General features: G+C 61.3%; 22 protein-coding genes. 12 read left to right on the top strand and 10 right to left on the bottom strand.

The window, feature by feature from the left end:
• Positions 1–71 precede the first annotated feature (71 nt).
• Positions 72–446 carry a hypothetical protein gene (locus H043_RS0128915; protein WP_027614721.1) on the bottom strand — a complete coding sequence of 125 codons (375 nt, stop codon included), beginning with the start codon at positions 444–446 and terminating at the stop codon, positions 72–74.
• 663 nt (positions 447–1,109) lie between these two features.
• Entirely contained in the window at positions 1,110–1,889 is a 780-nt protein-coding gene (locus H043_RS0128910; RefSeq protein ID WP_027614720.1) for a LuxR C-terminal-related transcriptional regulator, read from the bottom strand.
• A 111-nt stretch (positions 1,890–2,000) separates the two neighbouring features.
• Here H043_RS0128910 and H043_RS0128905 point away from each other — a divergent pair, with 111 nt between their 5' ends.
• Positions 2,001–3,116, top strand: a complete 1,116-nt coding sequence (locus H043_RS0128905) for a polyamine ABC transporter substrate-binding protein (protein WP_049827969.1) — start codon at positions 2,001–2,003, stop codon at positions 3,114–3,116.
• Positions 3,117–3,280: 164 nt separating this feature from the next.
• Positions 3,281–4,399 (top strand): P1 family peptidase, encoded by a 1,119-nt coding sequence (locus H043_RS0128900; RefSeq protein WP_027614718.1) that lies wholly within the window; start codon positions 3,281–3,283, stop codon positions 4,397–4,399.
• Between the two features lie 93 nt (positions 4,400–4,492).
• Here H043_RS0128900 and H043_RS0128895 read toward each other — a convergent pair whose 3' ends face one another.
• Positions 4,493–5,080 carry an NAD(P)H-dependent oxidoreductase gene (locus H043_RS0128895; RefSeq protein WP_027614717.1) on the bottom strand — a complete coding sequence of 196 codons (588 nt, stop codon included), beginning with the start codon at positions 5,078–5,080 and terminating at the stop codon, positions 4,493–4,495.
• A gap of 86 nt (positions 5,081–5,166) precedes the next feature.
• Between H043_RS0128895 and H043_RS0128890 the strand changes: the two genes are divergently transcribed.
• Positions 5,167–5,805 (top strand): TetR/AcrR family transcriptional regulator, encoded by a 639-nt coding sequence (locus H043_RS0128890; RefSeq protein ID WP_027614716.1) that lies wholly within the window; start codon positions 5,167–5,169, stop codon positions 5,803–5,805.
• A 200-nt stretch (positions 5,806–6,005) separates the two neighbouring features.
• On the opposite strand, the gene H043_RS0128885 is transcribed toward H043_RS0128890, so the two are convergent.
• Entirely contained in the window at positions 6,006–6,692 is a 687-nt protein-coding gene (locus H043_RS0128885) for a GNAT family N-acetyltransferase (protein ID WP_027614715.1), read from the bottom strand.
• Positions 6,693–6,897: 205 nt separating this feature from the next.
• On the opposite strand from H043_RS0128885, the gene H043_RS0128880 reads away from it, so the two are divergent.
• Positions 6,898–7,194, top strand: coding sequence for a YXWGXW repeat-containing protein (locus H043_RS0128880; RefSeq protein ID WP_027614714.1), 297 nt, complete (start codon positions 6,898–6,900; stop codon positions 7,192–7,194).
• A 41-nt stretch (positions 7,195–7,235) separates the two neighbouring features.
• Positions 7,236–7,448, top strand: coding sequence for a YXWGXW repeat-containing protein (locus H043_RS0128875; RefSeq protein WP_027614713.1), 213 nt, complete (start codon positions 7,236–7,238; stop codon positions 7,446–7,448).
• 15 nt (positions 7,449–7,463) lie between these two features.
• Here H043_RS0128875 and H043_RS0128870 read toward each other — a convergent pair whose 3' ends face one another.
• Positions 7,464–8,024 carry a YceI family protein gene (locus H043_RS0128870; RefSeq protein ID WP_027614712.1) on the bottom strand — a complete coding sequence of 187 codons (561 nt, stop codon included), beginning with the start codon at positions 8,022–8,024 and terminating at the stop codon, positions 7,464–7,466.
• Between the two features lie 98 nt (positions 8,025–8,122).
• The gene (locus H043_RS0128865; protein ID WP_027614711.1) at positions 8,123–9,481 is read right to left on the bottom strand and encodes an MATE family efflux transporter; all 1,359 of its coding nucleotides are present in this window, start codon (positions 9,479–9,481) and stop codon (positions 8,123–8,125) included.
• Between the two features lie 126 nt (positions 9,482–9,607).
• On the opposite strand from H043_RS0128865, the gene H043_RS0128860 reads away from it, so the two are divergent.
• The 3 genes from H043_RS0128860 to H043_RS0128850 all read left to right on the top strand — a co-directional run bounded on the left by H043_RS0128860 (position 9,608) and on the right by H043_RS0128850 (position 12,573).
• Entirely contained in the window at positions 9,608–10,177 is a 570-nt protein-coding gene (locus H043_RS0128860) for a chorismate mutase (protein ID WP_027614710.1), read from the top strand.
• A gap of 124 nt (positions 10,178–10,301) precedes the next feature.
• Positions 10,302–10,703 carry a hypothetical protein gene (locus tag H043_RS0128855; protein ID WP_027614709.1) on the top strand — a complete coding sequence of 134 codons (402 nt, stop codon included), beginning with the start codon at positions 10,302–10,304 and terminating at the stop codon, positions 10,701–10,703.
• 226 nt (positions 10,704–10,929) lie between these two features.
• On the top strand, positions 10,930–12,573 hold the full coding sequence (locus H043_RS0128850) for a sensor domain-containing diguanylate cyclase (protein ID WP_027614708.1): 1,644 nt from the start codon (positions 10,930–10,932) through the stop codon (positions 12,571–12,573).
• 63 nt (positions 12,574–12,636) lie between these two features.
• On the opposite strand, the gene H043_RS0128845 is transcribed toward H043_RS0128850, so the two are convergent.
• Together H043_RS0128845 and H043_RS0128840 are read right to left on the bottom strand one after the other, a co-directional pair.
• Entirely contained in the window at positions 12,637–13,023 is a 387-nt protein-coding gene (locus H043_RS0128845; protein ID WP_027614707.1) for a cytochrome c family protein, read from the bottom strand.
• A gap of 64 nt (positions 13,024–13,087) precedes the next feature.
• Complete coding sequence (locus tag H043_RS0128840) at positions 13,088–14,419, bottom strand: PLP-dependent aminotransferase family protein (protein WP_027614706.1); 1,332 nt, start codon at positions 14,417–14,419, stop codon at positions 13,088–13,090.
• An 88-nt stretch (positions 14,420–14,507) separates the two neighbouring features.
• Here H043_RS0128840 and H043_RS0128835 point away from each other — a divergent pair, with 88 nt between their 5' ends.
• Complete coding sequence (locus H043_RS0128835; RefSeq protein ID WP_027614705.1) at positions 14,508–15,401, top strand: DMT family transporter; 894 nt, start codon at positions 14,508–14,510, stop codon at positions 15,399–15,401.
• A 111-nt stretch (positions 15,402–15,512) separates the two neighbouring features.
• Here the strand turns inward: H043_RS0128835 and H043_RS0128830 are convergent, their stop codons facing one another.
• Positions 15,513–16,958, bottom strand: a complete 1,446-nt coding sequence (locus H043_RS0128830) for a SulP family inorganic anion transporter (RefSeq protein ID WP_027614704.1) — start codon at positions 16,956–16,958, stop codon at positions 15,513–15,515.
• Positions 16,959–17,116: 158 nt separating this feature from the next.
• Between H043_RS0128830 and H043_RS0128825 the strand changes: the two genes are divergently transcribed.
• Complete coding sequence (locus tag H043_RS0128825) at positions 17,117–17,407, top strand: hypothetical protein (RefSeq protein WP_027614703.1); 291 nt, start codon at positions 17,117–17,119, stop codon at positions 17,405–17,407.
• 82 nt (positions 17,408–17,489) lie between these two features.
• Positions 17,490–18,035, top strand: coding sequence for a hypothetical protein (locus H043_RS0128820; protein WP_027614702.1), 546 nt, complete (start codon positions 17,490–17,492; stop codon positions 18,033–18,035).
• A gap of 42 nt (positions 18,036–18,077) precedes the next feature.
• Here the strand turns inward: H043_RS0128820 and H043_RS0128815 are convergent, their stop codons facing one another.
• The gene (locus tag H043_RS0128815; RefSeq protein WP_027614701.1) at positions 18,078–18,713 is read right to left on the bottom strand and encodes a hypothetical protein; all 636 of its coding nucleotides are present in this window, start codon (positions 18,711–18,713) and stop codon (positions 18,078–18,080) included.
• 241 nt (positions 18,714–18,954) lie between these two features.
• On the opposite strand from H043_RS0128815, the gene H043_RS0128810 reads away from it, so the two are divergent.
• A complete protein-coding gene (locus H043_RS0128810) occupies positions 18,955–19,596 on the top strand; it encodes a TetR/AcrR family transcriptional regulator (protein ID WP_027614700.1) in 642 nt (213 codons plus the stop codon).
• Positions 19,597–19,733 lie beyond the last annotated feature (137 nt).

Below are 19,733 nucleotides of genomic sequence, written 5' to 3'. Positions count from 1 at the left end.
GTGGTCATACTGAGGTGCCATATGACGGATTCATTAATTCGTCCCCTGGCACCTATTGCTATGGCACAACATTATCCAGCGCCTGAATCACCACCGTCCAGTACCCGGTTGACCATCAGTTCACTGGGCATGATCACCTGATACAGCATCAGCATGGCTCGGCGTTGTGAGTTGTCGACGGCGTCGCCGATGTCGCGGGCCATGTCGCTGGCGGCGGCTAATGATTCGCAGGCTTCGACGAGCAAGGTTTCTTCGTCCACGGTGGGGTCGATGAGGAAGATTCTGTTCGCCCTGCATGACGAGGTTGAAGGGATCGAGATCTTCAGGGCGCCGGGGTTGAGGTAGAAGTTGATGGCGCGGTCGGTTGCCGCTTTTATCTTCTGCGGGTCGAGGGCTGGGTCGTACGGGATCGAGGTGTCCGGGGGATTGGGTGTGGCTTTGAACATGGATGTACTCCTATTGCAGTTATTCAGGAGCCATCACTCTCGCTACCAAACGAGGGGTGGTGGCCATACGCGGGTTGGTAGACCGGCTGCAATAGGAACCCGGCGCTCACGAGTGAGCCCCACGCATGACCACCATAAAAACGAGCCCCACAAAGGGACTGCAAAGGTGTTGCCATACAGCTATTACAGACGGGCTACCAAACCCGATCACTGATTTTCAGTGACAGGGAAACGATAAGCCCGTCGCATAGCCGTGTAAGCCGGCGGATTCTGGCGTACGCGTAGGTAACGGCGCAAGGCGTTGTAGCCGTTATGGCGTAACGGTTCATGTACTTTAAACGTGGTTGCGGGGTTATGTTTATTTGCGGGGTTTGCTCTGTTGTTTTGATTTTGTCTGGCAGGCCGCTTTCGCGAGCAAGCCCGCTCCCACAGTTGGAATGAGTGCATTCAGGTGGGAGGTTGGTCGGCTTGTAGGCCGTCATCGCTGGCAAGCCAGCTCCCACCATTTGATCGAGTGCACTCAGTCAGGGATTGGTCGACTGTGAGGCCGCTTTCGCGAGCAAGCTCGCTCCCACAGTTGGATTGCGTGCATTCAGGTGGGAATTGGTCGGCTGGTAGGCCGTCATTGCTGACAAGCCAGCTTCCACAGGAATTTGTGGTGGGTCAGGGGGTGGGTGGGCGCAACACCAGCGCAAACAGTTCGCCATGCCCGGTCACATTGAGCTTGTGATAGAGATTGCGCCGATGCACCTTCACCGTCTCCGGCGAGATGCCCATTTGCTGGGCGATGGCCTTGCTGGAAAAGCCCTGCAGAATCAGCCGCGCGGTGTCGACTTCGCGGGTGGTCAGGCGCGCATCGAAGCGATCGAGCAGCGTTGCCAGATCCCCCGCCACCGGCTCGCTGCCGGTCCCTTGTGGCGGCAACAGCTGCACGTGTCGGCGCATCGCCGCCAACACCCAGTCGCGCACACACAGCAGACGGCCCTGCTCGGCCAGATCGAAAGTCGTCGAGCGCCCGAGTGACAGGCCAAGCACACCGCCCTCGATGTTGATCATGAACTGCAACTCGTCCTCACCGACCACCGAGCGAAAGTAGCTCTGGTAATACTCGCTGTGCAGAAACTGGTCCGGCGCTACCGAGGCCAGGCTGTGCAGGCCGTCGGCAATCCCGGTCGAGGCGGTTTGGTAGAACGGATCGAGCAGGTACATCCCGGCGCTGTAGCTGGCCAGTTCTTCCTGCTCGTCGGCGCGGCCCTTGCTGTCGAAGTCGATCAGCAATTGCGGCGCCTGCCCCGCCTTCATCAGCGCCACCAATGCGTTGTCCAGCGGTACCAACAGCCGAAGCGTGTCGACCAGCGCACGCCAGAAACCGTCCTGGCCGACGGCGGCAAACACCCGCGCCAGACTTTGATGCACCGGCAACTCCTGCAACAACGCGTCCACGCTCTACCCCTTTTGAGTAACCCATGATGGGAATGGGTCAGGCACGCCCGCCCCGATAGGCTGAGCACTCCTGTCAATCACCGGCCTGCCGCAGGCCAGGAGTGCCGCATCATGCGTTGTCGTCGTGGCTATATCAACCGGGGCATCAACCTTGGCCTGCTCGCCTGTTTTGGCGTCGCATCCGTCGCCAGTGCCGCCGACGCACCGAGCGTGCACGTCTACAACTGGTACGACTACATCGGCCCCACGACCCTGGCTGACTTCAAGCGCGACAGCGGCATTCAGCCGGTTTACGACACCTTCGACAGCGCCGAAGTGCTGGAAGGCAAACTGCTGACCAGCCGCAGCGGTTACGACGTGGTGGTGGCGAGCAACTTCAGCCTGCCGACGCTGATCAAGGCCGGCGCCCTCGCCCCGCTACCCCGCGATCAGCTGCCGGGCTGGAACAATCTGGACAGCGATCTGCTAAGCAAACTGGCCAACAACGACCCCGGCAATCAATACGCCGTGCCGTATCTGTGGGGCACCAACGGCATCGGCTACAACGTCGACAAAGTGCGCGCCGCGCTCGGCGACAAGGCGCCGCTGGATTCGTGGGATCTGGTGTTCAAGGAAGAAAACCTCGCCAAGCTCGGCCAGTGCGGGGTGGCAATGCTCGACTCGCCGTCGGAAATGCTCCCGGTCGCCCTGCACTACCTGGGCTTGCCGCCCAACAGCACCAACCCCGAGGACTACCAGAAAGCCGAAGCGCTGCTGCTCAAATTGCGCCCGCACATTGCCTACTTCAACTCGTCGAAATTCATCAGTGACCTGTCCAACGGCAACATCTGCGTGGCGGTCGGCTGGTCCGGCGCGATGCTCGAAGCCAAGACCAACGCCGAACAGGCCAACAATGGCGTGAAAATCGCCTACAGCCTGCCCAAGGAAGGCGCGCCAGTGTGGTTCGACACGCTGGTGCTGCTCAAGGATGCGCCGAATCGCGCTCAGGGCCTGGCGTTTATCGACTACCTGCTGCGCCCGGAAGTCATCGCGCCGGTCAGTGATCACCTGTCGTACCCCAACGGCAACCGCGCCGCGACGCCATTGGTGGCTGCGGCCACGCGGGATAACCCGGCGGTGTATCCGTCCGCGGCGGCGATGGCCACCCTGTACACGCTTGAGCCGCTGCCCAAAGCCATCGAGCGCGTACGCACGCGGGTGTGGAGCAAGGTCAAGAACGGCCAGTAACCCCAACACATTTCCCTGTGGGAGCGAGCTTGCTCGCGAATGCGTCGGGTCAGTCAACATCTCCTTTTGAATGACACACCGCCTTCGCGGGCAAGCCGCGCTCCCACAGGGTTTCGTGTTCAGCCCCGCTCATTCATTTCTGCCTTTTTAAAGAGAGACATCCCATGAAACCTCGTGCCCGTGACCTCAACATCCGCATCGGCCAGTTGCAACCCGGCCCGCTCAACGCCATCACCGACGTCCCCGGCGTGCGCGTCGGCCACAGTAACGTGCGTGGCCGCAGCGACAGCGGACGTGACATCTGCACCGGCGTCACAGTGATCGAACCGCGCCGCGGCTCGACCAACCAGCAACCGTGTTTCGCCGGGGTGCATGTGCTCAATGGCAATGGCGATGCCACCGGCCTTGAGTGGATTCGCGAGGCCGGGCTGCTGACCAGTCCCATCGCCTTCACCAACACCCACAGCCTCGGCGTCGTGCGCGATGCGTTGATTGCGCTGGATCGCCAACAGCAACCGGACGACGGGCGCCTCTACTGGAACATGCCGGTGGTGCTGGAAACCTTCGATGGCTTGCTCAACGACATCAATGGTTTTCACGTCAAACCCGAGCATGTCGCCGAGGCACTGAATTCTGCGCATGACGGTGCCGTTGAAGAAGGCGCCGTCGGCGGCGGCAGCGGCATGATCTGCCATGAATTCAAGGGCGGCATCGGCAGCGCGTCACGCCGTTTGAGCAGCGCTCAGGGCGGCTGGACGGTGGGCGCGATCGTCCAGGCCAACCACGGCATTCGCAGCGAGTTGCGGGTCGACGGTTATCCGGTGGGTCGCTACATGGAGCAGGTGGATTCGCCGTTCCTGCGGGCTTCGCTGCCGCATCCTGGCATGGGTTCGATCGTGGTCTGCCTGGCCACCGACGCACCGCTGCTGCCGCATCAATGCACGCGCCTGGCACAGCGCGCCAGCCTCGGTCTGGCGCGCAGCGGCGGCGGTAACGAAGACCACAGCGGCGACATTTTCATTGCCTTTGCCACCGGCAACGAGCAGGTGCCATCCGCCGCTTACGAGGGTAAAGGCGCGCCAACCTGCGACGGTTTGCGCATGGTCAACAATGACCACATCAGCGAGCTGTTCCTGGCCGCCACCGAAGCAGTCGAAGAAGCGATCATCAACGCCCTGCTCGCCAGCGAGAGCACCGCGGGCAACGGGCATGCGGTGCAAGGGCTGGATTCAGAAACGCTGCTCGCCGCCCTCGCTAAGGCTGGCTGGCCCGGCGCCCGCTGACCTGTAGGAGCTGCGGCACGCTGCGATCTTTTGATCTTGCTTTAAAAAAATCAAAAGATCGCAGCCTTCGGCAGCTGCTGCAGGAGGTGAGATTCAGGTGAACATCTGGGCGCCGATATGTCGCGCCGTTTGCAGATGCTCCTGCGGATCACGCACTTCCGATTCCACCATCAGCGTCGAACTGACCACCGTCGCCCCGCTGTAATCGAAAATCCCGTGTTCGATCTGCGCCTTCATCGCCGGGCCATAACCGTGACGTTCGTAGGCGCGTTCATCGGCCCCCGCAAGCCCGACCAGATGCACGCGCAGACGCTGCAGCTTCTTCACATGCTTGAGGTCGCCAGCGAAATCAAACGCCCAGCCGTTGCTGAACACCCGATCAATCCAACCCTTGAGCAACGCCGGCATCGACCACCAGTACACCGGGAATACCAGCACCAGAGCGTCGGCCCGATCAATCCGTGCCTGTTCCGCCAATACGTCGGCTGGCGGCCGCGCCTCACGGTGATGCACGGCGAAATCCGCTGCGCCGAACACCGGCTGAAATCCCTCGGCGTAAAGATCGGCGATTTCCCGGGTATTGGCGGGGTTGGCGCGGGTCAAGCCCTCGGCAATCTGCGTTGCCACGCTGTGGGTCAGCGAACGCGGTTCGTGATGCGCCACAACAATCAATGCGTGCATGGTCATTCTCCTGTAAGTTTGCGCTGACCAAGGGCTATGTACTCTTGGTAAGTTACGAACAGTAAGTTACGTTTGGTATATAACCGATGTCAACCACAGAAATGACCGAAGCCGATTCCCCTGCCCAACCGCGACGTCGCTTGTCGCGCGAAGATCGCAACCGCCAGTTGCTCGACGTCGCCTGGCAGATCATTCGGGCCGAGGGCACCGATGCCCTGACCCTGGGTTATCTGGCGGACAAGGCCGGGGTGACCAAACCGGTGGTCTACGACCACTTCACCACTCGCTCGGGCTTGCTCGCGGCGCTGTATCGCGACTTCGATACTCGCCAGACTGCGGTGATGGATGCAGCGATCGACCAGTGTCCGCCAACGCTCATCGACACCGCGACGGTGATCGCCACGGCGTACGTCGATTGCGTGTTATTGCAGGGCAATGAGATTCCTGGAGTGATTGCCGCGCTGGGCAGCACGCCGGAGCTGGAAAAGATCAAGCGCGACTACGAGGCAATCTTCCTCGAAAAGTGCCGCAGTGTGCTGCAACCGCTGGCTGCTGGCGGGGAAATCACCCAGGCCGGTTTGCGCGCGATGCTCGGTGCCGCCGAGGCGTTGTCGAATGCTGCCGCCAGTGCTGAAATCAGTGCCGGGCAAGCGAAGGACGAGTTGATCGCGACCATCATCGCGATGGTGGAACGGGCCGCCGCCCGTGCGACTAGCGGTACTTGAGTCGGCCCCCGCGCGTTCCCATGATGAAGGTACGCAGGCGCTTGACTCCTGAGCGACTGCGTAGGGAACGGGCGTTCTGAACCCCAAATCAAGCCTGTTCCCTGTTTCATGCGCAGCTTGAGCCTCATGGGCTCTACTTCTCCCCATCAAAGAGCCTTGAGGCTCTTTTTTTGTCCGTTTTTTTGCGCCGGACTCAGGACTCAGTGCAGCGTCAGGCGCTGACGGACAAATTCTTCGACGTGACGGATAGTTTGATCCAGATGCCGGTCGCGCTGTTTTTCGGCATCGAGCATCGCGCGCTTGCCGTTTTTCTGCAGCAGGTAGGTGTGGATCTGCTGCACTTCCAGCGAGCGATAGATCGGTGTGGTGTCGATGAAACCGCGCAGGCCATTGCTGCGGTAATGCCGGGTGCTCATCAACACCTGGGTTTCGCGCGCGCCGATCACCTCGAAACCCAGCGCCTCGAAGTACGGCACTTTGCCGACACTGCAGGTCAGCTCGGCGTGCGGATAACGGCCGATCATCTCGCCGATCATTGCCCGCGCCACACCCTGGCGCCGATAACCTTCGCGCACGGCCATGTAGGCGACGCTGCACGCTTCCCAATCGCCTTGCACCGGCAGGTACAAGAGGAAACCGGTGACCCGCTCCGGGTCGTCCTCGGCCGTCGCCACCAGCAATTCCACCTCGGTGCCCTTCTCGCCATTCAGCGCTTCCAGATACAGATGCACCTCATAGCCGACCGCGTACTGATAGACGTTGTACAGCAGATTGCTCGGGCCAAGACCGACCGCGCTGATGTCGGTCAGGTAATCGACCACCAGTTGCAGAATCTGGCTGTTGACGCTTTCGGGGCATGGGGATTTGTAGTGGGTGATGCGTGGCATGACAGCTGAACTCCGACGAAAAACCGCGACATCATACCGTGTCCCGCCACCTGCTTTATGTAGGAGCTCGCGGTTGACCTGAAGAAAATTTCATCCTCCGTGGAGCGGATCTTTCGTCGATTTGGCGTCCAATTCTTCAGCTGCGTTCACTTTTTTCACGCAGGCCTTGAGGAGTTGTCATGAGCGTTTTGCGTTCACTGTTCAAATGGCGAAAACCCTGTTGCTGGTGCCTGTGACACTGGCGGCGCTGGCCAGTGCGCCTGCGTTTGCCCAGCAGGTGGTGATCGTTCAGCAAGCCCCGCCGCCGATGCGCATGGAAGTGATGCCCGGCCCGCGTCCCGGTTATGTCTGGGATCAGGGTCACTGGCGCTGGGAAGGACGCGGCTACGTGTGGATGCCCGGTCATTGGCAACCAGTGAGGTACGGCGCGCACTGGCGACCAGGCCACTGGCAGGCGCGCGGTCCTAACTGGTACTGGGTCGAAGGCCACTGGGCCCGTTGAACCCGCTCGGCAACAACAACTTATCTACCGGGAAGACCACCATGTCGCGAAACCTGAAAACCCTGCTCGCCGCCTCACTGGTCGCGATCACCCTGTCGGGCTGCATTGTCGAACCGGTACGGCCGCATCGGCCACCGCCGCCGGTGGAAGTCGTGCCGGTCATGCCAGCGCCCGGTTATCACTGGGTCGCCGGTCACTATCGTTGGGATGGACGTGAGTGGCGCTGGGCACCGGGACACTGGCGCGCCTATTGACCTGAGCGGCTGGCGTCACTGCTGTGGCGCCACCACCTTGAACTTGATCGCGATGTCGTTGGACACCACAGTGTCCGCCCACTCCCCCGCCCCGAGTCCGAACTGGTCACGCTTGAGCACCAGCTCACCGTCGAAAATGCCGATCGAACTGTCCGGTTTCAGCTCGACCGGCACCTGCACCTCGCGGGTGATGCCCTTGAGGGTGAGCTGGCCGGCGATCAGATAATGATTGCCCGTGACCCGGGTAAAACGGCTGGACTCGAACACCGCCACGGGAAAGCGCTGCGTATCGAACCACGCCGGTTTCACCAGCTCGGTGTTGGCGTCGGTGCTGCCGGCGTCGATGCTGTTCAGGTCGATGTGCAATGTGGTGTGGGCGCCGGCGAGGTTGTCGCTGTCGAACTGCAGTGTCGCGTCGAACTTGCCGAAGGTGCCGTACATCAGCGAGCCCATCTGGTTGTAGGTAAAGCTGATCTGGCTGGCGGTGGTGTTGACGCGGTTGTATTCAGCGGCCTGCGCCGCGCTCGTGACGCACAGGCAGGCAAACAGTGCCACAGCGGTGAATCGGGGACGCATGGGATTCTCCGGACAGGGCAAACCTTCGAGGCCTCGACTGACTTAAGCAAACAACCGGCGAATGCGCCATGTCATTTGTCTGCCGATGCGGCTCGGGCTCAGACCAGCCGCTCGATCTTCTGATGCTGCCAGACCAGTTTGTAATACAGCGTCTGCAACACCAGCATGCCCAGATACGCCACCGGGAACGCCATCCAAACGCCCTGCAAACCGTACTGACCGTCCAGCCAGTAAGCCGCCGGCAACTGCACGCCGACCACGCAGACAATCGCAATAATCACCGGCACCAGCACCGTTCCGCTGGCGCGCATGATGCCGCCGATGATCGCCTGGAAGCCGAACACCAACAGGCTCCACAGCATGATGTGCAGCAAGTGCTCAGCCATCGCCCGGGTCGAATCTTCGGTCAGGAACAGTCCCAGCAACCAGTGCGACAACAGGTAACCGAGCACGATCAAACCGCCGGTCAGGCACACGTTGATCAACAGCCCGGTGCGCAGGATCGCTGCCAGGCGTTGCAGTTGCCCGGCACCAATGGCCTGGGCGCCAAGGATCGAGGCGGTGATGGCAATCGACAGCGCCGGAAACTGTACGTAGTTGACGATCTGCGTCACCGCGCCATAGGCCGCTGTCGCCTGCGAGCCGTGCTGGTTGACCAGCGCCAGAATCACCAGCTCCGACAGCGACAACACGATCATCTGCACCCCGGTCGGCAGGCCGATGCGCAGCACCTTGCCGAGAATCGCCGCGTCCAGGCGCAGTGCCGCGAAGAACTCGCGGTCCGGCGCCAGCGGATGGTCCTTGCGAATCAGCCGCCACGCCAGCCACGTCATGGCCGACAGGTTACCGGCCAGGCCGGCGAAGGCGGCACTTTGAATGCCCAACTGTGGCAGACCGAACCAGCCGCGAATCAACGCCGGGGTCAGCGCCAGCCCGACCGAGGTCGACACGATCAGCGCCAACAGTGGCGACACGGTGTCGCTGACTCCGCGCAGCAATTGCGTGAACAGCACAAACACCAGCATCGACGGCAGAATCCACATCATCACATGCGCATACGCCACTGCGTCGTCCAGTACATCCGCCGGCGTTCCTAACCCTTGCAATGCCTGACGCGCAAACACGCTGCCGAGTACCGCCGCCAGCAAACCGATCAACACCCCCAGCAACAGCGTTGCCCCGGCGATCGCCTTGACCATGTGTGCCTCGCGCGCGCCCCATGCCTGTCCGATCAACACCCCGGCGCCCGCGCCCAGGCCGATCACCAGCGCGATAAAGAAAAAGATCACCGGAAACATCCCCGACACCGCCGCCAGCGCTTGCGTACCGAGCATCTGCCCAATGTAAATGCTGTTGACCGTGCCCGACATCGATTGCAGGAAGTTGGACAACACCATCGGCGCAAGGAACAGCAGGTAGGTTTGCCAGAGCGGTTTGATGGTGCTGGGGGTTTGCATTGAGGATCGTTCTCGGGGTGGGAGATGCGAGGGATATTACGCTAGATGGGCGGGATAAAGTCGGTCGACATCGCCTCTGCTCAAGGCTTAAATGTCGGCACTATTTTTTGTGGAACGCGCCTGCCCATGACTCCGTTGCGAAATGCTCTGACCTGTTCCCTGCTGGTTCTGTTCAGCCACACTGCCGGCGCCGCCGAGCCCCCTGTTTCCTCCGAATCGTTGCGTCCGTTGCTGACAACCTTGAACGAACGCCTGAACATCGGCGACCTCGTCGCCCTGACCAAATGGGACAGTGGCAAGCCGATTCAGGACAGCCCGCGCGAAGCCCAGGTCATCGCCAATGCCCGCACCCTGGCGACCGAACACCAGCTCGACCCCGAAGAAGTCGCCCAGTTGATCGCTGCACAAATGGAGGCAAACAAACTGGTGCAGTACGGATTGCTCGCGCAATGGCAGGCGGCTGGTGCGGCGCCGGACACGCCGCGACCGGATCTGGCCGGGCAGATTCGTCCGCGCCTGGACGAGCTGCAAACCCGCCTGCTGCGCCAGTACGCCGACTTCGCGCCGCATCGCCGCGACCCGAATTGCCCGGTCTGGCTGGCCAAGGCCCGGCAGGGCCTGACACACGACGCACTGCATGATCTGGCCCTGACCCGCGCCACCGGAGAACTATGCATTCGGGCGCAGAAGCTCTGAATCCGGACTTGCGGCATACATCGCTGGCGTCGATAGTCACCATCACGCCAATGAAGTTCTCATAAAAAATCCGCGGCGTAACATCAGCTCCATACCAACCCAATACACCCCGGAGCACACGATCATGAAACGCCAAACCATCCTCGGCATCGCTTTCTCGGTTCTTGCAGTTAACGCTTTTGCAGCAACACCCGTTCACACCTTGGTCGCTGAAGGCGGCTCGGACAAGTTGATTGAAAGCCGTCTGGCTGAAGGTGGTTCTGATCGTTTGCTGGAGCGCCGTGTTGCCGAAGGTGGCTCGGATCGTCTGCTGGAGCGCCGCGTCGCTGAAGGTGGTTCGGATCGTCTGCTGGAGCGCCGTGTCGCTGAAGGTGGCTCGGATCGTCTGCAAGAACGCCGTGTCGCTGAAGGCGGTTCGGATCGTCTGCAGGAACGCCGCGTCGCTGAAGGTGGCTCGGATCGTCTGCAAGAACGCCGCGTCGCTGAAGGTGGTTCGGATCGTCTGATCGAAAGCCGAAATGCATAAAACAACGGCTCTAAAGCAGTCAAAGAAGCCCGGCCTGATCAGCCGGGCTTTTGCATTTCGTCGTTTGCTGGCGTGGTTCTTTTCAACAACCCGCGTCAGAAAGGACCTTGCCTTGTAGGGCATTGGCGAAACTTCCGACGGTGCTTATCCGAAGCGACCGACTGGCAGCCCGACGCTTAATGCGCATACCATGCGGCCACAACGTCCAAACAGAATTTGCCTGCCCATGCTCAAAGCCAGTCTGCGAAGTCACCTGACCCTCTGGTTCGCCGGTTTGTCCCTGCTGACCCTGGCGATCGTCGGCTTCTATGTCGGGCATATCGCCACCGAACAGATGAAACAGGTCAGCGGCAATTCACTGCTCAATACCGCGCGTTCTGCGGCAACGTTGCTCGGTGACCAATTACGCGAGCGCCAGCTGGAGGTCTACCTGCTCAGCCGTGCGCCGCATCTGGAACGCGGCGACCTCGACAACCCGGCGATTCTCAAATCGATGCAACTGCGCACCCAGGCCCGGGCCGAGTATGCGTGGATGGGCGTGACCGATGCCGATGGCCATGTGCATCAAGCGGTCAATAATTTGCTGGTCGGGCAATCGGTGCAGCAACGGCCATGGTTCCAGGCAGGCCTGCGCGGTGAGTACACCGGTGACCCGCACGAAGCGGTGTTGCTGGCCAAACTGCTGCCGGGAACGCCCAACGGCGAACCGCTGCGTTTCATCGACTTCGCCGCCCCGATCCGCAACGCCGACGGCCAGGTGATTGGCGTGCTGGGCGCGCACGCGCACTGGAGCTGGGTGACGCGTATCGTCGAATCGGCAGCGTTCTCGCATAAAAATGCGTCGCCGGATATCGAAGCGCTGATCATCGATCACGACGGCAAGGTGCTGTACCCGGAAGCCCTGATGGGCCAGCAACTGGCGGTGAATGATTCGAAGTCGCCGGGCTGGTCGGTCGGCAACGGTTACCTGACCAGCATGGTCACCGTACCGACGCCTTCGAGTACGGCGTTGTCCTGGTCGATTGCCGTGCGCCAGCCACTGGACACCGCTCTGGAGCCGGCGCGCCTGCTGCTCTATAAATTGTTGCTGCTGGGTGTGGCCGCCGCCGTGGCATTCGGGCTGGTGGCGTACTATCTGGCGCAGTATCTGAGCCGGCCGATCGAGCAACTCGCGCACTCGGCCAAACAGGTGCAGAACCAGCAGCCCGGCGCACACTTCCCGCTGCAGCACCCGGTGCGGGAAATCGCCCAGCTTGGGCAGTCGATCGACGCCATGACCCGGTCGCTGCTGGCCAAGGAGCGCGAACTGCAGGAAGCCAACGCCTCGCTGGAAGCCACCGTAGCCCAGCGCACCGCGGCACTGATGCAGGCCAATGCCGACCTGTTGAACCTGGCGACCCACGACGCCCTGACCGGCGTCTACAACCGTCGCCGCTTCGATGAAAAACTCAGCGAATACAGTCTGCTGTTCCGCCGCACCGGGCGACCGTTTGCCCTGCTGCTGATCGACGCCGATCACTTCAAGCGTATCAACGACACCTACGGCCACGCGATTGGCGACGACGTGTTGCAGCAATTGGCGCAGCTCATTCAGGTCAGCGTGCGCGCCACAGACTTCGTCGCCCGTTATGGCGGCGAGGAATTCGCCGTACTGCTGCCGGAAGTCGCCCAGCCTGATACTCCAGAGGTGGTCGCCGAAAAGATCCGTGTCGCCGTGGCCCAGGCGCACTTTCCCGAGATCGGACAGGTCACGGTGAGCATTGGCGTCGCGCTGGCCGACCCGGCGGACAACAGCCACACGATGCTGATCAAACGTGCCGACCAGCAGCTGTATCAGGCGAAAGCGGCGGGCCGTAATCAGGTGGCTTGATCAGCCCTCTTTGACTTCGCAAATGCCGTTGGCCTGGTTTGCCGGGCCGGCCGAGCAAAATCTTTAATTGGAGAACTGCTGCAGATACGCCAGCAAATTATCGATCTTCTCCTCGTCACTAAGCCCCCAGAAAATCATTCGTGTGCCCGGCACCACGCCCTTTGGATCTTTCAGATACGCAGTCAGCGTTTCGCGGTCCCAGGTCTTGCCCGAATTTTTCATCGCCTCGGAATACACGTAATTGGCCGAGGTTCCGGCCGCTCGACCGATGATGCCGTTGAGTTGCGGGCCGAACCCCGGGCGCGCATCCGGGCCAACCTGGTGGCAGCCGCCGCACAGGCGCGGGAAGATCTTTTCGCCGGCCTGCGGATCGCCTGCGGCGCGGGTGGTCGAGCTGAACAGTACGGCGGTGGCGGTCAGGGCAAGCAAGAGTGCAACAGTGTTTTTCATCGAAGGTTCCGGAACGGCTTGAATCTGGCTGCGCAAGGGTAACATCTGTCCCCCGGGCCTCGTTTTACAGGTAAGCGGCAATGACCTTCCTGACGGTGGTCAAGGCCTGCCGCAACACATCCATTTCCACCGAACCCAGGGCCAGTCGAATCGCATGCGGCACATGGGCCGACACTGCAAACGGCTCGGCAGTGGTGACCGAAATCTGCTTCTGCATCAGCTCCACCACAATCTGATCGGCACGCACGTCTTCCGGCAAGGGCAGCCACAGGAAATACGAGTTCGGATGGGCGACGCATGGCAACCCTTTGAGCAACTCGGCAGCCAGTGCCTGGCGCGCCTGAGCATCTTGGCGTTTTTGCGCTTCCAGCTCGATCACGGTGCCGTCGTCGAGCCAGCCACAGACAATCGCGGTCATCAGTCCCGGGGTGTTCCAGGTGGTTGCGCGAATCACCCGCTCCAGTGCCGGAACGTGGGCCGCAGGCGCAGCAATGAAACCGACGCGCAGGCCGGTGGCGATGTTCTTCGAAAGGCCCGAAACGTAGACCGTGCGCTCAGGCGCCAGGTCGATCAGAGGACGCGGCGGGTCTTCCACCAGAAAAGCGTAGGCCGCATCTTCGATAAGGGTCAGATCATGCCGTCGCGCGATGGCAGCCAATTCTTCGCGCTGCTCGATTGGCATCACCCAACCAAGCGGGTTATGCAGGGTCGGCATGCTGTACACCGCACGCACCGAGCGACTGCGGCAGAGTTTTTCCAGCGCGGCCAGATCCGGCCCCTGCTCGTTGACCGGGATCGCCACCACTTCCAGATGCAACGCCTCGGCCAGCACTTTGAACCCGGAATAGGTCAGTGCATCGGCGGCGATCACATCGCCGGGCTTGAGCAACGCCATCAGCGTCACCGCCAGCCCCTGCTGGGCGCCGTTGACCAGCAGCACTTGCTCAGCGTCGACGTTGACACCGCGACTGAGCAAATGGCGCGCGACCGAAGCCCGTTCGTGGGCCCGGCCGGCATGGGGCTGATAGCGCAACAACGCTTCCAGATCTCCCGACAACGCCAGCTGGCGCAGTGCGGTGCGCAACAATTGCGTCTGACCGGGCAAGGACGGGTAGTTGAAATTCAGGTCGATCATGCCGACGGCCACGTCTTTCTGGTCGATGCCCTGCCCCGGCGACAACGAGGTTTCGCGCACGAAGGTGCCGCGCCCGGTTTCGCCGCTGACCAGCCCCATGGCTTCGAGTTCGGCGTACACCCGCGAGGCCGTGACCAGCGCCAGGCCTTCCTGCGTGGCCAGTTGCCGGTGCGTCGGCAGACGGGTGCCGGGCGCCAGACGTCCGGTGCGAATGTCGGCGGCGTAAGTGTCGACGAGGGTCTTGTAGCGAGAGCGGGACATGTCGGGATGTATCCATGACAATTTTTTGATTGTCCTGATTCTCAATCATAGGATTCTCTCAAAGCAACCCACAATGAGTGTGAATCGTATGGAACGGACTTCAAACGTGAGCAACCCGGCACTGGAAAAAACCAGCGGCTGGATCAACGGCTTTATTGGCGTGGTGTGCTTCAGCGGCTCGCTGCCGGCGACGCGCCTGGCCGTGCTGGAGTTTGACCCGGTGTTTCTCACCGTCGCGCGCGCCGCCATTGCCGGCGTCCTGGCCGTTGACCTGTTGTGGTTGTTCCGTGAGCGGCGACCGTCCAGGGATCAGTGGTTTTCGTTGTTGATCGTGGCATTGGGCGTCGTGCTCGGTTTCCCGCTGCTGACGGCGTTGGCATTGCAGCACGTGACATCGGCACATTCGATCGTCTTTGTCGGCTTGCTGCCATTGGCCACTGCGCTGTTTGGCGTGTTGCGCGGTGGCGAGCGCCCGCGCCCGGTATTCTGGTTCTTCTCGATCCTCGGCAGTGCTCTGGTGGTGGGGTTCGCCTTGTCACAGGGATTGTCTGCCTCGCCCACCGGTGACCTGCTGATGCTCGCCTCGATTCTGGTCTGCGGTCTGGGTTATGCCGAAGGCGCAAAACTGTCGCGCACCCTGGGTGGCTGGCAGGTGATCTGTTGGGCGCTGGTCTTGTCGCTGCCCCCGATGGCAATTGCGAGCCTGTGGCTGGCCCCACCATCCTTCAGCGGCATCAGCGTGTCGGCATGGGTCTGTCTGGGCTACGTTTCGCTGTTCAGCATGCTGATCGCGTTCGTGTTCTGGTATCGCGGTCTGGCCCAGGGCGGGATTGCCGCGGTTGGTCAACTGCAGTTGCTGCAACCGTTTTTCGGCCTGGCGCTGGCAGCGACGTTGCTGCATGAGCAAGTCAGCATCGGCATGCTGGTGGTGACGGTGGGCGTGATTCTTTGTGTGGCCGGGGCGAAGAAGTTCTCCCGATAGTGATCTTTGGCATCGCCGCTGTGGGAGCGGGCTTGCTCGAAGGCGTAGTGGCAGTCGATACCGTTTCACCGACATACCACCTTCGCGAGCAAGCCGCGCCCACAACTGCACTCAGTGGTGTTCGACGCCGGCGCGTTTCAACAGCTTCTTGCAGCGCTCGGAGAGATGAAACACCTGCAGCTCCTTGCCCGCCTTTTCGTAACGCTCGCGCAGGGTCTTCAACGCGGCAATCGCCGAGTAATCGACGAAGCTCAAATGCCGGCAATCGAGGGTCACTCGTACTGGGTCATTGGCCGGGTCGAACTGGTTGAGGAACGGCGTGGTCGAGGCGAAAAACAGCGTGCCGTGCAGGCGGTAGAGTTTGCTGCCGTCGGCTTCCAGATGCTCATCGGCGTACAACTCGCGGGCCTGCTGCCAGGCGAAATTCAGCGCGGCGATGATGATCCCGCAGAGCACGGCAGTGGCCAGGTCGGTGAACACGGTGATAGTGGTCACGGCGATGATCACCAGTACATCGTTGAGCGGCACTTTGTTCAACACCCGCAACGAGGCCCAGGCGAAGGTCTGCTGCGAGACCACGAACATCACCCCTACCAGTGCCGCCAGCGGAATACGCTCAATCAGCGGCGACAGAAACAGGATGAACAGCAGAATCAGCACCCCCGCCACCACCCCGGACAAACGCCCGCGGCCGCCGGAGCTGAGGTTGATCACGGTCTGGCCGATCATCGCGCAACCGCCCATGCCACCGAATGCGCCGGAGACCACGTTCGCCGCGCCCAGCGCCACGCACTCGCGATCTGGGTAGCCGCGGGTTTCGGTGATTTCGTCGGTGAGGTTCAGGGTCAGCAGGGTTTCCAGCAGACCGACCAGCGCCATCAGAATCGCGTACGGGGCGATGATGCGCAGGGTTTCCAGCGTCCACGGGATGTCCGGCAGCGCGAAGCTCGGCAGACCGCCGGCGATGTGCGCCATGTCGCCAAGGGTGCGCGTCGGCAGACCGAACAGGTAGACCAGCAGGCCCACGCCGAGGATCGCCACCAATGCCGGCGGCACCGCGCGGGTCAGGCGCGGCAGGATGTAGACGATGGCCATGGTCAGCAGCACCAGCCCGGTCATCAGGTACAGCGGCGTGCCGCTGAGCCAATGTTCACCGCTCTTGAAATGCTCCAGTTGCGCCAGTGCAATGATGATCGCCAGGCCGTTGACGAAACCGAGCATCACCGGATGCGGCACCATGCGCACCAGTTTGCCCAGGCGCAACAAGCCGAACGCCATCATGATCAAACCGCCGAGCAACACCGTCGCTAGCAAGTACTGCACGCCGTGCTGCACCACCAGCGCGACGATCACCACCGCCATCGAACCCGCCGCCCCGGAGACCATTCCCGGCCGGCCGCCGAACAACGCGGTCAGCGTACAAATGATGAAGGCGCCGTACAGGCCCATCAGCGGATTGAGATGCGCCACCAGCGCGAACGCAATGCATTCGGGCAACAGGGCAAATGAGGTGGTGAGTCCGGCCAGGACATCGGCGCGCAGACGTTTTGGTTTCATGGCTTACCTGACTGAGCGGCCAACGAGGGTGGCCGCGGATGTTCGCGAAAATGAGGGGTGCGGATGTTACGGAATAGTTCGGAATCGGGCCAGTGATCGCTGACACCCGTCGACGCGCGATTTATCCTGACGCGCTTCTGCCCCCATCGAGTACGACCATGACTGCATTGCTGACCGCCCGCGACGTTTGCCAGCGCTTGCGCGAGGCTGCGCTGGGCGTGCTGATGTTCAACAGATCCAAGACACCCAGTGATGCCGGACTGATCGCGGTCGATATCGAGGGCTGGCGCCTGTTGCTTGATTTTGAGGGTGGGCACTTGCATCACTGTGAACAGTGCCGCTGCCCGGATGGCCGCGAATGGCAATTCAACAGCCGTTACGGCACCGACCCGGTGAATCTGCTCAGTACCTGGGAACTGGCGCAGATCGAGAATCTGTTGAAGCTCTGAGCGCTTCACGGTGAAGTCGGTTGCTCAATGATGGCACTCTGCCCATAATTCGCCCCCCTTATTCCTCACGCAAGGAAACGCCGTGAAAAAGTCTCTGTTGTTGATCCCGATGCTGGCAGTGCTGCTGCAAGGTTGTGGCATGACCATGACCCGCTATGAGCCGAGCTTCGAAAACGTTCAGAAGCTCAAGCAGACCCCGCCCCTGCAAGCGATCAGCAATCCTCAGGTAACTGCCGAGTCTGGCGAAGGTTCGCTGACAGTTCGAGCCAACCCGGTGCGCTCGCCATCCGGCAGCATCCCGGCGCATATCCAGGACGCGATCACCGAAGAACTGCGCAAGGCCGGTCTGCTTGATCCGCAGGCTCAGCGTCAATTGAAAGTGCTGGTGGTGAAGAACAACCTGTCGGCCGGCATGGGCACAGGCGAAGGCCAACTCGCGGCACGCTTCACCCTGCTTAATGGGCAGAACGTGGTTTACGACGCGACCAAGCATGTCAGCAGCCAGTGGAGCAGCAGCTTCTTTGGTTTCATCGCGATTCCGAATGCGGTCAACGCCTATAACCCGATGCTGCGTGATCTGTTGAAGGAACTGTACAGCGATCCGCAGTTCATCCAGGCCCTGAAGTAAGGGCGAAAAAAAGAGCCGCGATTGCGGCTCTTTTTTTTGGCATCAGGCCCGTGGATTACGGGGCTCGAGTGCCGAGTATTTCAGGTTGTTGTTGTCGATCATCTGCTTGAGCAGCGCGTTGACCTGACGGGCGAATGTGTCGTTGACCGCCGCCTTCGGAGTGTTGCCCATCAGCGGAATGAACCAGATGCCGATCCAGGTACCGACCGCATCATGGTTGCTCGCGGTGGTCAGGGCCTGGCCTGTGCCGTCGACGGCTTCGAGGCTCATGGTGTACTGATCGGTGCCGTATGCCGGGATCACCCCCAGGCTGAAACCACTGATGAAGCCCAGCACCATCGAACCGGCATTCGGCGGATGGTTGTACATTTTCAGACGCAGGCTGTAGTCGCCCGGTTGCTTCTGGAACTCGTCCAGGGTGACACGGCCGAAAAGGCCTGAATCGCTCAGAATCTTTTGCAGCTCAGGCTTGAGCTGGTCACGCGCCTGCGGCACTTCTACGGCCGAAGCGCTTTTCGGCTCGCCCTGATAGAAGTCGAAATCCACATACACATTGGGTTTGTTGGCGTAGCTGGCCATCGATGGCAGCTTGACCGGCGCGACTTCGTCTTTGGTGAAACTGGCACAGCCACCGAGCGCAAGCACTAGGCCCAGCGCCAGGATTTTCCCGAATTGCATGTTGTCTTCCCTATGTGAACCGAGCCAAATGATAGCAATGAGCCTCCATTGCGGAGGCGGGGCGGATTCTAGAGAGAGCGGTCGCGTGAGGAAAGACTGAATCAGAAAATTTACACAAAAATATCCGCTCAGCTTTGCCGCAAATCGAGCAGTTAGCTGGTCTCATCGCTGTATAGTTTTGTATATTGCGAAACCGAATTTGCCCGAATCTGCCCATGCCTTCTATTCACACCGTGTTCCCATGAGCGCCATCCGCGTACGCAACGAGCAACTGATCCTCGCCGCCGCCAGCGAAGAGTTCGCCGCCAACGGCTTCGACGCGACCCAGACCCGCGACATCGCCGCCCGTGCCGGCGTGCCCAAGGCCAACCTGTATTACTACTTCCAGACCAAGGAAAACCTGTACTCGAAAGTCCTCCTGGGGTTTGTCGAACCGCTGCTGGAAGCCTCGGCAGCGTTGCGCGAAAGCGATGACCCGCTGATCGGCCTGCGCGCCTACATCGCCGCGCGCATCCGCATCGCCCGTGAACACCCGGCGATTGCCAAGGTATTCAGCGGCGAGCTGCTGCTCGGCGGGCGCCAGTTGCCAGACGAATGCCGCGACGTGCTGCACGCCGAAGCCCGACGCAACGTCGAGTGCCTGCGCAGCTGGATCGAGCGCGGCCTGCTGGCCCCGGTGGACCCGGAACACCTGATGCTGTTCATCTGGTCGGCAACCCGCACCTACACCAATATTGGCTGGCAAATGGGCTGCATCACCGGGCGCGCAGTGCCGCAGGATGAGGATTACGCGACGGCAGCCGAGACCATTACGCGCTTGGTGCTGGAGGGCGTCGTGGCCCCGCAGGCTGGGGCGATTCGTGGAGTTCTGTTTGCGACTTGAAATGTGAGGGCTGCTACGCAGCCGGCGCGAGCAAGCTCGCTCGCCACAGGGAACTCATGCTGGACATGGGAATTGGTGAACACCTTCAATCATTGTGGGAGCGGGCTTGCTCGCGAAGGCGTCGGGTCAGCCAACAC

It is taken from the genome of Pseudomonas sp. URIL14HWK12:I6 (assembly GCF_000514195.1).
Lineage (GTDB): Bacteria > Pseudomonadota > Gammaproteobacteria > Pseudomonadales > Pseudomonadaceae > Aquipseudomonas > Aquipseudomonas putida_A.
Note: the sequence above shows the minus strand (reverse complement) of the source record. Positions and strands in the feature narration are given on the sequence as shown.